Source organism: Paraburkholderia elongata, assembly GCF_013177735.1.
GTDB lineage: Bacteria > Pseudomonadota > Gammaproteobacteria > Burkholderiales > Burkholderiaceae > Paraburkholderia > Paraburkholderia elongata.
The window spans coordinates 1-13,475 of the sequence record NZ_WOEZ01000235.1 but is presented as its reverse complement, the minus strand read 5'-3'; the positions used below and the strand labels follow the sequence as shown (position 1 = coordinate 13,475).

Here is a 13,475-nt window from a genome sequence, read left to right as displayed (position 1 = left end):
TCGATCAGGAGCAGGCGCGCACGCCGTGGCACACGGGGAAGGATGCCTTAGACGGTCATCGGGTTGGGTTTGGCGGGATCAAGGTTGTACTTCTTGAGCGCCTCGGCGACGACCTTGCGCTCGATCGTGCCTTCATCTGCCAGTGCATTCAACGCGGCAACCGTGACCCAGTAGCGGTCGACTTCAAAGAAGTGGCGCAGCTTTTCACGCGTGTCCGAACGGCCGTAGCCATCCGTGCCCAGCACGACGAACTTCTGCGGCACGAACGCGCGGATCTGCTCGGTCAGCGCGCGCACGTAGTCGGTCGAAGCGATGACCGGACCTTGTGCGTCCTTCAGCAGCTTCTCGACGTGCGAGACCTTCTTCTCTTCCGTCGGGTGCAGCAGGTTCCAGCGCTGCACTTCGTGACCTTCGCGAGCGAGTTCGGTGAAGCTCGGCACGCTCCAGAGGTCGGCAGCGACGCCCCAGTCGTTCTTCAGAAGATCAGCAGCGGCGATCACTTCGTTGAAGATCGTGCCCGCGCCCATCAGCTGAACGCGCGGCGCTTTCTTATCAGCGTCGGCCTTCTTGAACGAGTACATACCCTTGATGATGTCGGCCGCTACAGCATCGCCCTGCGGAATCGCCGGGTGCTCGTAGTTCTCGTTCATCACCGTGATGTAGTAGTACACGTCTTCCTGGTCGGCGACCATGCGGCGCAGACCGTCCTGCATGATGACCGCGAGTTCGTAACCGAACGTCGGGTCGTAGCTGATGCAGTTCGGTACCGATGCCGCCCACAAGAGCGAGTGGCCGTCTTCGTGTTGCAGACCTTCGCCGTTCAGCGTGGTGCGGCCAGCGGTGCCGCCCAGCAGGAAGCCGCGCGAACGCATGTCGCCCGCCGCCCATGCCAGATCGCCGATACGCTGGAAGCCGAACATCGAGTAGAAGATGTAGAACGGGATCATGATCTCGCCGTGCGTCGAGTACGACGTCGCAGCTGCGATCCAGTCACACATCCCGCCGGCTTCGTTGATCCCTTCCTGCAGGATCTGACCGGTTTCCGATTCGCGGTAGAACATCAGTTGATCGGAATCTTCCGGCACGTACTTCTGGCCTTCCTGATTCCAGATACCGATCTGGCGGAACAGGCCTTCCATACCGAAGGTACGCGACTCGTCCGGCACGATCGGCACGATGCGCTTACCGAGTGCCTTGTCTTTCAGCAGGATGTTCAGGATCCGCACGAACGCCATCGTCGTGGAGATCTCGCGGCCTTCGCCCGTGCCCTTCAGCAGTGGCTCGAACGCGTCGAGCGCCGGCACCGGCAGCGACTCGGCCTTCTGGCGACGCGCCGGCAGATAGCCGCCGAGGTCCTGACGGCGAGCGCGCATGTACTCGAGTTCCTTCGAACCTTCTTCGAACTTGAGGTACGGCACGTTGACGAGGTCTTCGTCGGGGATCGGCAGACGGAACTGGTCGCGGAATTTCTTCAGCTGATCCACGTGCAGCTTCTTCTGCTGGTGGGTGATGTTCATCGCCTGGCCGGCTTCGCCCATGCCGTAGCCCTTGATCGTCTTCGCGAGGATGACGGTCGGCTGGCCTTGCGAGTTCGATGCTTCCTGGAACGCCGCATAAATCTTGTGCGGATCGTGGCCGCCGCGGTTCAGGTTCCAGATATCTTCGTCGGACCAGTCGGCAACCAGTGCCTTCAGTTCCGGCGTATTGAAGAAGTGCTCGCGAACGTATGCGCCGGACTCCGACTTGTACGTCTGATATTCGCCGTCCACGACTTCCATCATCCGGCGCATCAGCACGCCCGACTTGTCGCGTTGGAACAGCGCATCCCAGCGGCTGCCCCAGACGACCTTGATGACGTTCCAGCCGGCGCCGCGGAATTCGCTTTCGAGTTCCTGGATGATCTTGCCGTTACCGCGCACCGGGCCATCCAGGCGCTGCAGATTGCAGTTGATCACGAACACGAGGTTGTCGAGGCGTTCGCGACCGGCCATGCCGATTGCGCCGAGCGATTCCGGTTCATCCGTTTCGCCGTCGCCGAGGAAGGCCCAGACCTTGCGGCCTTCGGTCTTCGCAATGCCGCGCGCCTGCAGGTACTTCATGAAGCGCGCCTGGTAGATCGCCATGATCGGGCCGAGGCCCATCGAGACGGTCGGGAATTGCCAGAAGTCCGGCATCAGCCAAGGGTGTGGGTACGACGAGATGCCCTCTCCGCCCACTTCCTGACGGAAGTTGTCGAGCTGGTTCTCGGTCAGACGGCCGAGCAGGAACGCGCGCGAGTACACACCCGGCGACGAATGGCCCTGCACGAACACGAGGTCACCGCCATGTTCGGCCGACGGTGCGTGCCAGAAATGGTTGTAGCCAACGTCGTACAGCGTGGCGGCCGACGCGAACGATGCGATGTGGCCGCCGACGTTCGTGTCCTTGCCCGCGCGCAGCACCATGGCGATGGCGTTCCAGCGCGTGTACGAGCGAATCCGGTGTTCGAGGTCCTGGTCGCCGGGAATCGGCGCCTGACGCGACACAGGAATCGTATTGATGTAGGGGGTGTTTGCAGAGAACGGCAGATGTTCGCCATGTACGCGAGCGAATTCGATCTGTTTCTCGATGAGGTAGTGAGCGCGATCGGGGCCCACAGCAGAAATCACGCCATCCAGCGCTTCCAGCCATTCGCCGGTTTCCTGGGGATCGTCGTCTTTTTCAGCGGCGACATATTTCATGACTTCGTCGGGTACAGCGGACATGCTCGTCTCCTGGATATAGAGGAACGCTCTTTGAACAGACGACGCGGACGAAGCACGACCGCGGCAGCTTCGGCCGATTGTAAAAGGGGTCCCGACGTCCGCGCAACAAAATTTTCGAATTACGAGATCGATTCTCATAATGCGAAAAATTGTTGCGGCGCAACCTGATTTGACTGCCGATCGACGGATACGTCGGCTAGTTTGCGCCGAATAACAGTTCTTTCAGCGCTTTTTTGCGCCATTTGCTAGTGACTCGCTGCGCTACAATGCCACGCATGTTGACCGAACGGCTTTTCGCTCGCTCGGCGCGCACCGCTGGTTCGCCGGCGGATTCGACGCCGTCCTCCCGCTGGCACCACGGACCGTGGTGGTCCAACTCCTATTTGCTCACGCCGCTGCTCTCGATCCTGGTTTTCCTGGTCGTCATGAGCCTGATTCTGTGGAGCCTGAACCGGCGCGAACAACAGCAGCAGGAAGACACGCTCTACCGCAATGTCGCGTGGGCGCAGCAGCAGATCCGCCTGTCCATGACCGGCGCGCAGGAACAGATTCAGGCCCTCGGCCGCGATCTGGTCGCCGGCCACGCCGATCCGCATTCATTCCAGGTGTCCACCACAGACATCATGCAGGGGCATCCCGAGATCCTCTACATGAACTGGTACACGAGCCAGCAGCAGCCGCGCTGGCCCAATACCGCACTCCCCGTGTTCGGCCAGCGCCTCGCCAAGCCGAACGACGCGCAGATGGACGAAGCCGTCAAAGCCGCTTTCAATGAGGCACGCAATACGCGCCGCCAGGTGTACTCGCCGCTGATCTACGACGACCTCGGCAATGGCTATATCACGCTGCAGACGCCGGTCTACCGCGACCGCGACTTCCTCGGCACGATTGCCGCCGTGTTCTCGGTGGAAGGGATCCTGAAGCACGACATTCCGCCCGAGTTGTCGGCCAAATACAAAATCTCGATCATCGACGTGAACAACCGCGAGTTGACCACCACGTCGACCCGTCCGCGCCTGCCGCGCGACATGTTCTACGATCTGCCGCTCGACCCGCCGGGCCAGGGCGTCTCGGTACGCGTCTACGCGTTCCCGCAGATGACCAACTTCACCAACAACACGCTGGTCTGGCTGGTGGCCGGCCTGTCGTGCTTCGTGTTGTGGAGTCTGTGGAGCTTGTGGAAACACACGCGGCAGCGCTTCGAAGCGCAGCAGGCGCTCTACGCCGAAGCGTTCTTTCGCCGTGCAATGGAAAACTCGGTGCTGATCGGCATGCGCGTGCTCGACATGCACGGCCGCATCACCCACGTCAATCCGGCCTTTTGCCGCATGACCGGTTGGGACGAAAGCGATCTGGTCGGCAAGAACGCGCCGTTCGCTTACTGGCCGCGCGACGCCTACCCTGAAATGCAACGCCAGCTCGATATGACGCTGCGCGGCAAGGCCCCCTCTTCCGGTTTCGAATTGCGGGTGCGCCGCAAGGACGGTTCGCTGTTCCATGCGCGGCTCTATGTGTCGCCGCTGATCGACAGTTCGGGCCGCCAGACCGGCTGGATGTCGTCGATGACCGACATCACCGAGCCGAAGCGCGCGCGCGAAGAACTCGCCGCCGCCCACGAACGCTTCACGACCGTGCTCGAAAGTCTCGACGCCGCCGTCTCCGTGCTGGCCGCCGACGAAGCCGAGCTGCTGTTCGCCAACCGCTACTACCGGCACCTCTTCGGCATTCGCCCGGACGGTCATCTGGAATTGGCGGGCGGCGGGTTCGATAGCGCACAGGCGTCGTCCGATTCGATCGATATGGTGGATACCTACGCGGGTCTGCCCGCTGCCGCGTTGACCGAAAGCACGGCCGATGCGCAGGAAATCTATGTGCAAAGCATCCAGAAATGGTTCGAAGTGCGCCGCCAATACATCCAGTGGGTGGACGGCCATCTCGCGCAGATGCAGATCGCGACCGACATCACCACGCGCAAGCAGGCTCAGGAACTCTCGCGTCAACAGGACGAGAAGCTGCAGTTCACCAGCCGACTGATGACGATGGGCGAAATGGCCTCGTCGCTCGCGCACGAACTGAACCAGCCGCTCGCCGCGATCAATAACTATTGCTCAGGAACGGTGGCACTGGTTAAATCCGGTCGGACGACGCCTGACAATCTGCTGCCCGTGCTCGAGAAAACCGCCCAACAGGCGGTGCGGGCGGGCATGATCATCAAGCGCATTCGCGAGTTCGTGAAACGCAGCGAGCCGAAACGCCAGGCCACGCGCGTGGCCGATATCGTCGCCGACGCCGTGGGCCTCGCCGAACTCGAAGCGCGCAAGCGCAAGATTCGCATCGTGACCGATCTGCGTTCGCGCCTGCCGGTAATCTACGTCGACCCGGTGCTGATCGAGCAGGTGCTTGTGAACCTGCTGAAGAACGGCGTCGAAGCGATGCACGATGCGCGCCCGAATGCGGTCGACCCCGTGATTCGCGTGGTCGTGCGACTGGAGAGCGGGTTCGTCTGCATTAGCGTCGTCGACCAGGGACCGGGCGTCGACGAAGCGACAGCCGAGCGTCTCTTTGAACCGTTTTACAGCACCAAGTCCGATGGTATGGGCATGGGGCTGAACATTTGCCGTTCGATTATCGAATCGCACCGCGGCCGTCTGTGGGTGGTCAACAACGTCGAATCCGACGGCCACATCACAGGCGCCACGTTCCATTGCAGTCTGCCTATTGGAGAGCCTGACGGCCCGAGCAACGGCGGGTCAGAGGCGCCGACACCACAAACCGTTACGGGAGAGCTATGAACAGCCCAGTCACCACACAGGAAACTGTCTTTGTCGTCGACGACGACGAGGCCGTGCGAGATTCGCTGCGCTGGCTGCTGGAGGCGAACGGCTACCGCGTGCAATGCTTCTCCAGCGCCGAGCAGTTCATCGACGCATGGCAGCCGCATACGCATCCGGGCCAGATCGCTTGTCTGATCCTCGATGTGCGGATGTCCGGCATGAGCGGCCTCGAGTTGCAGGAACGCCTGATCGCCGACAACGCGTCGCTGCCGATCATCTTCGTGACGGGCCACGGCGACGTGCCGATGGCCGTGTCGACGATGAAGAAAGGCGCGATGGACTTCATCGAAAAACCGTTCGACGAAGCCGAACTGCGCAAGCTGGTCGAGCGCATGCTCGACAAGGCGCGCACCGAAAGCACCAGCGTGCAGCAGCAACGCGCCGCCGCCGAACGTCTGGGCAAGCTGACCGCGCGTGAGCACCAGGTGCTCGAGCGCATCATCGCCGGCCGCCTGAACAAGCAGATCGCCGACGACCTCGGCATCAGCATCAAGACGGTTGAAGCGCACCGCGCGAACATCATGGAAAAGCTCAACGTCAACACGGTCGCCGATCTGCTGCGCCTCGCGTTGTCGAACAAGCCGCAACCGGCGCAATAAACATAACGACCGCGGCGGCGCACAAGCCCGTCCGCGGCGTTCCCGCGCGCCAGCAATCCCTACGTGGCACCCCATGCCGGGCCGGTATAATGTCGGACTTTGCAGCGCCGCTTATCCCTGATTCGCGCCGCGCGCTTTTCATGTGCCGACCCGTTTCCGATGAAAAGCGCCATCGCATGTGCCGCACGTGCCACGCACGCGCGCCTGCGCCCTGCTCCGCTTTCCAAACTGCCCATCTCGACCGACCATGACTGCCAAACTGATCGACGGCCTAGCCCTTTCCAAGACCCTGCGCGCCGAAGTCGCCACGCGTGCCGCCGCCCTCACCGCTCGCGGCCATCAGCCGGGTCTCGCCGTGGTGCTGGTCGGCGACAATCCGGCCAGCGAAGTCTATGTGCGCAACAAGGTCAAGGCGTGCAATGACAACGGCCTCGGTTCGTCGTTCGACCGCTATCCGGCCGATCTGCCGGAAGCCGATCTGCTGGCGCGCATCGACGAACTGAATCGCGACCCGCGCATCCACGGCATTCTGGTGCAACTGCCGCTGCCGCCGCATATCGACAGCCACAAGGTGATCGAGGCGATTGCCCCGGAAAAGGATGTCGACGGTTTTCACGTCGCCAATGCCGGCGCACTGTTGACCGGCCGGCCGCTGTTCCGCCCGTGCACGCCGTACGGCGTAATGAAGATGCTGGCAGCCTACGATATTCCGCTGCAAGGCGCGAACGCGGTGGTGATCGGCCGCTCGAACATTGTCGGCAAGCCGATGGCGTTGCTGCTGCTCGAAGCCGGCGCAACCGTCACGATCTGTCATAGCAAGACGCGCGATCTGGCCGCCCATACACGTAACGCCGACGTGGTCGTCGCCGCCACCGGCCTGCGCAACATTCTCACGGCGGACATGGTGAAGCCGGGCGCAGCCGTGATCGACGTCGGCATGAATCGCGACGAAGCCGGCAAGCTGTGCGGCGATGTCGATTTCGCGGGTGTCAAGGAAGTGGCCGGCTACATCACGCCGGTGCCGGGTGGCGTCGGTCCGATGACCATCACCATGCTGCTCGTCAACACGATCGAAGCCGCCGAGCGCGAAGCGGCAGCACAGGCTTAAGGATGCGAGCGCATGCCGGCGAAGCGGTTTCGCCGGCATGCAAGGCTTCAATGCTTGTCGCCAGGGCTCCACGCCAACCATCCTCCTCAGCGCGCCGCCTGATCCCCAGCCGCCATACCCGCGCCAAGCGGCGTCGGCTGACGCGCAAGACGCCCCCGGCACCACTTCAGCACCGGTCGTTCCACGAAGTGCCATGACAGCGCCGCGCATGCCAGGATGAACGGTGCGGCGATCAGCACCGCCGTCATATGGCTCAACTGCGGCGCGATATTCGCAACGCATTGCTGCACCATGAAGCCGTACAGATAAATCCCATACGAGTAATCGTGGCGCGGCACGAAGCGTCGCAAGAGCGGCGTCGTGCCCACCCACAGCACGCCGCACACAAAAGCCAGATAGAACAACGTTTGAGCGCCGGCCGTGTCGCGGAACACCAGAAACACCATCGCCAGCGCGAAAGCCGTCAGGCCGTTGATGTCGATCCGTTCGCGCCAGCCGTACAGCAGCATCCCCAGCATGAAAAACGGCTCCGGCCAGAACGAAAAACCGACGGGCGCTTCGCTGAAGTCACGCAGCTCGATCTGCAGATGCGGCAGATGCACCCGCAGAACGAATGCGGCGCCCCCGAGCGCCGTCGCCAGCGCCACGCCGCGCGCGCTGGACAGCAGCCCCAGCATGCCGGTCAACATCACGATCAGATAGCAGCGCACTTCGAGCGGCAGCGTCCACAGCGGCCAGCAGACGTCAACCGGAAAGCGGTTGTGCTCGAATACACCAGGCAGCGCCCAGCCGGTTTTGAGCACGATGGTGGAGAAGTTGTCGAAGTTGGCCCACGTCATACCGGAGGCGAAATAGTCGCGCAGCGGCAGTGTTGTAAACAGCGGTCCGAGAATGAACACCGTCACCAGCGAACCGCCCGCCACTGCCGGCCACAGCCGCGCGATGCGCAACGCGGCGAAACGGGGCACCGAGCGTTGCCGGTCGAAACTGGCGGTCACCAGCATGCCGCTCAGCAGAAAAAACGCATACACGCCGAGTGCACCGAAACCGTCGAAGCCGAGCGCGTTCCGGACCCAATCCGTGGTGCCGTCGGGCGCTTGCAGCAGATACGAGTGGCCGTACACGACAGCAACGGCAGCGAGCAGGCGCACAAGGTCGAAGTTATTACCGTTGCGCGATAGAGCATGCGAAAGCGGGTTCATCCATACCTCTTGCAGAAAGCGTCGCTGACGGGTTGCGCCACGCCAGAATGCGGCATGGCAGCAATTCCCACCGTTCGCTTTCGCACAGAGCGCAGCGGCGCAGCAGGAGCGGCGAGTCGGGAGCCACATCGCGGCGCATTACGGCCACCCGAACACTGTCCGAACCGCGTGCGGTATTCGCTCTCCCGCACATAGTCGCGCGACATCTGATAATTTGTCTGCCGACGGATTGGAATCGGCGCGCCCTGCCCCAATAATGTCCACATGGAGTGTTATCGGGGCGTCATCGCGCGCCCGTCGATGCACCGATTACCCGTTCACCCGCGTCAGACAGGAAGCCTTATGTCCACTACCCCCTCGAAGCACGACAATCCGCTCCTCGATTTCTCCGACCTGCCGCGCTTTGGCGAAATCCGCCCCGAACACGTCACGCCCGCCCTCGATGTCCTGCTCGCCGATGCGGCTGCCGCTGTCGAGCGCGCCGCCCAGCCCATTACGCCCGCTTCGTGGGCCGACGTGGTCGAGCCGGTCGAGCGCGCCACCGAACCGCTGTCGCGCGCCTGGAGCGTGGTCGGCCATCTGAACGCCGTGGCGGATACGCCGGAACTGCGCGCGGTGTACGGCGAGAATCTGCCGCGCGTCACCGAATTCTGGTCGAGCGTCGGCCAGAATCTCGCGCTGTATGAGAAGTACAAGGCGCTTAACGCCAGCAGCGATTTCTCGTCGCTGACCGGCGAGCGCAAGAAGATCCTCGGCAATGCGCTGCGCGATTTCCGCCTGTCGGGCGCGGAATTGCCGGAAGACCAGAAGCCGCATTTCGCCGAATTGCAGGAACGCCAGGCGGGGTTGTCGAAAGCGTTTTCGGATCACGTGCTCGATGCGACGAACGCGTATTCCTATATCGTCGAAGCCGGCGATGAGGCGCAACTGGCGGGCCTGCCGGAAGACGTGATCGAAGCCGCGAAGGAAGCAGCCGAACGCGAAGGCAAGACCGGCTACAAATTCACGTTGCACTTCCCGTCGTATTTCCCGGTCATGCAGTACTCGGAAAATCGCGCGATGCGCGAAGCGATCTACCGCGCGTATGTGACGCGTGCCTCGGAGCTCGGTCCGCAATACGGCAGCGGCAAGGCCGAGTGGGACAATACGGCGGTACTCGCCGATCAGTTGAAACTGCGCGCGGAAGAAGCGCACATGCTTGGCTACAACAACTTCGCCGAAGTCTCGCTCGCGCCGAAGATGGCCGAGTCGCCGGCGCAAGTGATGGCCTTCCTCGAAGACCTCGCCACACGCGCGCGTCCGCACGCTGAACAGGACTGGAAGGAACTGCGCGAATTTGCAGCGAGCGAACTCGGCATGACCGACCTGCAGCCGTGGGACATGACGTTCGCCGCTGAACGTCTGCGCCAGAAGCGCTATTCGTTCTCCGAGAACGAAGTCAAACAATACTTCCCGGAAGACGTCGTATTCAAAGGCCTCTTCAAGGTCACCGAAACGCTGTTCGGCGTGCGCATCCGTCGCGACGAAGCGGCCGTCTGGCATCCGGACGTGCGCTTTTTCCGCGTCGAGAATCAGGACGGCGGCCTCGTCGCCCAGTTCTATCTTGATCTGTATGCGCGCGAAGGCAAACGCGGCGGCGCATGGATGGACGATGCGCGTGGCCGTCACAAGCACACGCATGGCGGCGTGCAAACGCCGGTCGCTTATCTGACCTGCAACTTCTCGGCACCCGTCGGCGGCAAGCCCGCCTGCTTCACGCATGATGAAGTGATCACGCTGTTCCACGAGTTCGGCCACGGCTTGCATCACATGCTCACGCGTGTCGATGAACTGGGCGTGTCGGGCATCAACGGCGTCGAGTGGGACGCGGTTGAATTGCCGTCGCAATTCATGGAGAACTTCTGCTGGGAGTGGGACGTGCTGAGCGACATGACCTCGCACGTCGACACCGCCAAGCCGCTGCCGCGCGATCTGTTCGACAAGATGCTCGCCGCGAAGAATTTCCAGAGCGGTCTCGGCACGTTGCGCCAGATCGTGTTCTCGATGTTCGACATGCAACTGCACACCGGCTTCGATGCATCCGGCACGAAGAACGCGACCGAACTTGCGAGCGAGATCAACGAGCGTTTCCACGTGGTGCCGCAAGCTCCGTTCTCGCGTTGGCCGAATACGTTCAGCCATATTTTCGCGGGCGGTTATGCGGCGGGCTACTACAGCTACAAGTGGGCAGAAGTGCTGTCCGCCGATGCGTATGCTGCCTTCGAAGAAGCCGCACAAGCCGCAAGCGGCAGCGTGCTCGATCAGGCGACCGGCATGCGTTATCGCACGGAGATTCTGGAAGTGGGCGGCAGCCGTCCCGCGATGGAATCGTTCAAAGCGTTCCGCGGCCGCGAGCCGAATATCGACGCCTTGTTGCGGCACAACGGCATGACCCCTGCCGCGGCGCATTGATCTTGCGTTGAAGCAGCAGTCGGCGTTGCAAATAGCGCCGACATCGAAAAAAACCGGTGACTTGCGTGAGCAGGCACCGGTTTTTTTCATGCACGCGTGTGTCGCGAGCGGCGCGCCGCGGCTAACCGCGATGCAGCTTGAAGTCCACCTGCGCAGGACGCCCCTCCAGAGACAACGCCGCGCGCGCAGCAGGCGCACGGCTCACCACCTTGCCCCGGCTCACCACCGCGAGCCGCGCGGCGCGCAAGCGAATCGCCTCGACCGGATCGCGTGCGTCGAGCAACACGAGATTGGCCGCACAACCCGGCGCGATGCCATAGCCCTCCAGGCCGAGAATACGCGCGGCATTCACCGTGACCGCGTCGAAGCACGCATGCATGCCGTCGACGCCCGTCATCTGCGCAACATGCAAGCCCATGTGCGCGACTTCGAGCATGTCGCCCGAGCCGAGGCTATACCACGGGTCCATCACGCAATCGTGACCGAACGCGACGTTGATGCCCGCCGCCATCATCTCCGGCACACGTGTCATGCCACGCCGTTTCGGATACGTGTCGCTGCGGCCTTGCAACGTGATGTTGATCAGCGGATTGGCGATCGCCGCAACGCCCGACTCGCGCATCAGCGGCAAGAGCTTGCTGACGTAGTAGTTGTCCATCGAATGCATCGAGGTCAAGTGCGAACCGGTGACGCGCCCATGCAAACCGAGCCGGTGCGTTTCGGCTGCGAGCGTTTCGATATGGCGCGACATCGGATCGTCCGACTCGTCGCAATGCATGTCGACGCGCAAGCCCTGCTCCGCCGCGAACTCGCACAAGATGCGCACGGACTGCGCGCCGTCGGCCATCGTGCGTTCGAAATGCGGAATCCCGCCGACCACGTCGACGCCCATCGCAATCGCCCGCTTGAGATTCTCGAATGCGCCTGCGCTGCGCAAGACGCCGTCCTGCGGAAACGCAACCAGTTGCAGGTCGAGATACGGTGCGACGCGGCGCTTCACTTCGAGCAATGCCTCGACTGCGAGCAAGCGCGGATCACATACATCCACGTGACTGCGAATCGCCAGCAGACCGCGCGCGACAGCCCAATCGCAGTACTGCAGCGCGCGCTCGATCAGCGCCTCCTGCGTGAGAGTCGGCTTCAGTTCGCCCCACAGCGCGATGCCTTCCAGCAAGGTGCCCGACGCGTTCACGCGTGGCAGACCGTACGACAGCGTCGCGTCCATGTGGAAATGCGGATCGACGAATGGCGGCGTGACGAGCAAACCGTCGGCGTCGATTTCTTCGCGCGCGCTCGCGGCCAGATTCGGTTCGACGGCGATGATGCGGCCCGCTTCAATGCCGATGTCGACCGGCAGCTTTTGCTGCGGCGCGGCGCTCGGCGGCAGCATCGCGCGGCGGATGATCAGATCCATGGTTCGCTCCCTGTTGACCGCTCTTTGAGTGACTACGATTCTATCGGCGTCAGAAAGTGCGTGCCGGCGTTTTAACAAGACGCCGTACCGGTGGGCAGAGGGGAATCCGTACCGGCTGCGGGCACTGACGCCCGCCTATACTCGCTTTTCGAACGTTCGATGCTTGGGCGTTCCGAGTTGGCTTCGGCATTCTGCTTCGACGCACAACGGCCTGCATCACCCACCAACGGAGCAAGACCATGAAAACCATCGGCGTGATCGGCGGAATGAGTTGGGAATCGTCGACCGAGTACTACACGCTCATGAACCGCCACGCCAAGGCGCGCCTCGGCGGCCATCACAACGCCCGCAGCCTGATGCTGACGGTCGACTTCGCGTCGATCGAGGCCAACCAGCGCGCCGGCGACTGGACCGCTCTCGGCAAACAGATGGCCGACGCCGCCCGTCAACTCGAACGAGGCGGCGCCGACCTGGTGATACTGGCGACCAACACCATGCATCGCGTCTATGAATCGATCGAACAGGCAATCGACGTGCCGTTCCTGCACATCGCCGATCCGACCGGCATGGCACTACGCGCCGCTGGAATCGAGCGGGTGGGCTTGCTGGGTACACGCTATACGATGGAGCAGACGTTCTACACCGGGCGCTTACGCGAGCGCTACGACCTCGAGACACTGGTTCCCGATGAAGCCGAACGCGCGGATGTGCATCGCATCATCTACGACGAGCTGTGCCACGGCAAAGTGAATGACGCCTCGCGTGCGGTGTATCAGCGTGCGATCGAAGGACTCGCTGCGCGCGGGGCGCAAGCGGTGATTCTCGGCTGCACGGAAATCACCCTGCTGATCAAGCCGGAAGATTCGGCGTTACCCGTGTTCGACACGACCGCGTTGCATGCGCAAGCGGCGGTGGAATGGGCGATCGAGTCGGATTGAATGCCGAACTGAATGCAAGCGCGCGTGACGCACACATGAGGAAACAGGGAGCGCCACAAGTCAAATACCACCGGCAAAGCCGGTGGCTTGAAATTGTGAGCGCCTCAAAGGCGCCCATAAAACCTTGAGCCGCCCTTGGCGGCCTACTCCATGGCCAACTTCATCTGGTCGTACCGCTCGTCCTC

At 62.5% G+C, this 13,475-nt stretch carries 8 protein-coding genes; 5 read left to right on the top strand and 3 right to left on the bottom strand.

What is annotated here, in order from left to right; translation table 11 throughout:
* Nucleotides 1–47: 47 nt before the first annotated feature.
* Nucleotides 48–2,744 carry a pyruvate dehydrogenase (acetyl-transferring), homodimeric type gene (gene aceE, locus GNZ13_RS41075; protein ID WP_172175955.1) on the bottom strand — a complete coding sequence of 899 codons (2,697 nt, stop codon included), beginning with the start codon at nucleotides 2,742–2,744 and terminating at the stop codon, nucleotides 48–50.
* A 275-nt stretch (nucleotides 2,745–3,019) separates the two neighbouring features.
* Between aceE and fixL the strand changes: the two genes are divergently transcribed.
* The 3 genes from fixL (at nucleotide 3,020) to folD (ending at nucleotide 7,285) form a co-directional block, all read left to right on the top strand.
* On the top strand, nucleotides 3,020–5,536 hold the full coding sequence (fixL, locus tag GNZ13_RS41070; protein WP_216675228.1) for an oxygen sensor histidine kinase FixL: 2,517 nt from the start codon (nucleotides 3,020–3,022) through the stop codon (nucleotides 5,534–5,536).
* Nucleotides 5,533–6,177 carry an oxygen response regulator transcription factor FixJ gene (gene fixJ / locus GNZ13_RS41065; RefSeq protein ID WP_172175951.1) on the top strand — a complete coding sequence of 215 codons (645 nt, stop codon included), beginning with the start codon at nucleotides 5,533–5,535 and terminating at the stop codon, nucleotides 6,175–6,177. The genes fixL and fixJ overlap by 4 nt, the downstream gene beginning before the upstream one ends.
* A 247-nt stretch (nucleotides 6,178–6,424) precedes the next feature.
* Complete coding sequence (folD, locus tag GNZ13_RS41060) at nucleotides 6,425–7,285, top strand: bifunctional methylenetetrahydrofolate dehydrogenase/methenyltetrahydrofolate cyclohydrolase FolD (RefSeq protein WP_172175949.1); 861 nt, start codon at nucleotides 6,425–6,427, stop codon at nucleotides 7,283–7,285.
* Between the two features lie 86 nt (nucleotides 7,286–7,371).
* Here folD and GNZ13_RS41055 read toward each other — a convergent pair whose 3' ends face one another.
* Nucleotides 7,372–8,487: an acyltransferase family protein gene (locus tag GNZ13_RS41055; RefSeq protein ID WP_172175947.1), complete on the bottom strand. Its 1,116-nt coding sequence runs from the start codon at nucleotides 8,485–8,487 to the stop codon at nucleotides 7,372–7,374.
* Between the two features lie 342 nt (nucleotides 8,488–8,829).
* Here GNZ13_RS41055 and GNZ13_RS41050 point away from each other — a divergent pair, with 342 nt between their 5' ends.
* Nucleotides 8,830–10,938 (top strand): M3 family metallopeptidase, encoded by a 2,109-nt coding sequence (locus GNZ13_RS41050; protein WP_172175945.1) that lies wholly within the window; start codon nucleotides 8,830–8,832, stop codon nucleotides 10,936–10,938.
* Nucleotides 10,939–11,059: 121 nt separating this feature from the next.
* Here the strand turns inward: GNZ13_RS41050 and GNZ13_RS41045 are convergent, their stop codons facing one another.
* Nucleotides 11,060–12,352, bottom strand: a complete 1,293-nt coding sequence (locus GNZ13_RS41045; RefSeq protein WP_172175943.1) for an amidohydrolase family protein — start codon at nucleotides 12,350–12,352, stop codon at nucleotides 11,060–11,062.
* A gap of 239 nt (nucleotides 12,353–12,591) precedes the next feature.
* Here GNZ13_RS41045 and GNZ13_RS41040 point away from each other — a divergent pair, with 239 nt between their 5' ends.
* Nucleotides 12,592–13,290, top strand: a complete 699-nt coding sequence (locus GNZ13_RS41040) for an aspartate/glutamate racemase family protein (RefSeq protein WP_172175941.1) — start codon at nucleotides 12,592–12,594, stop codon at nucleotides 13,288–13,290.
* Nucleotides 13,291–13,475: the final 185 nt, after the last annotated feature.

Excerpts from the sequence above, each read along its gene's own strand:
- aceE (WP_172175955.1), bottom strand. The coding sequence starts at position 2,744 with ATGTCCGCTGTACCCGACGAAGTCATGAAATATGTCGCCGCTGAAAAA.
- fixL (WP_216675228.1), top strand. The coding sequence starts at position 3,020 with ATGTTGACCGAACGGCTTTTCGCTCGCTCGGCGCGCACCGCTGGTTCG.
- fixJ (WP_172175951.1), top strand. The coding sequence starts at position 5,533 with ATGAACAGCCCAGTCACCACACAGGAAACTGTCTTTGTCGTCGACGAC.
- folD (WP_172175949.1), top strand. The coding sequence starts at position 6,425 with ATGACTGCCAAACTGATCGACGGCCTAGCCCTTTCCAAGACCCTGCGC.
- GNZ13_RS41055 (WP_172175947.1), bottom strand. The coding sequence starts at position 8,487 with ATGAACCCGCTTTCGCATGCTCTATCGCGCAACGGTAATAACTTCGAC.
- GNZ13_RS41050 (WP_172175945.1), top strand. The coding sequence starts at position 8,830 with ATGTCCACTACCCCCTCGAAGCACGACAATCCGCTCCTCGATTTCTCC.
- GNZ13_RS41045 (WP_172175943.1), bottom strand. The coding sequence starts at position 12,352 with ATGGATCTGATCATCCGCCGCGCGATGCTGCCGCCGAGCGCCGCGCCG.
- GNZ13_RS41040 (WP_172175941.1), top strand. The coding sequence starts at position 12,592 with ATGAAAACCATCGGCGTGATCGGCGGAATGAGTTGGGAATCGTCGACC.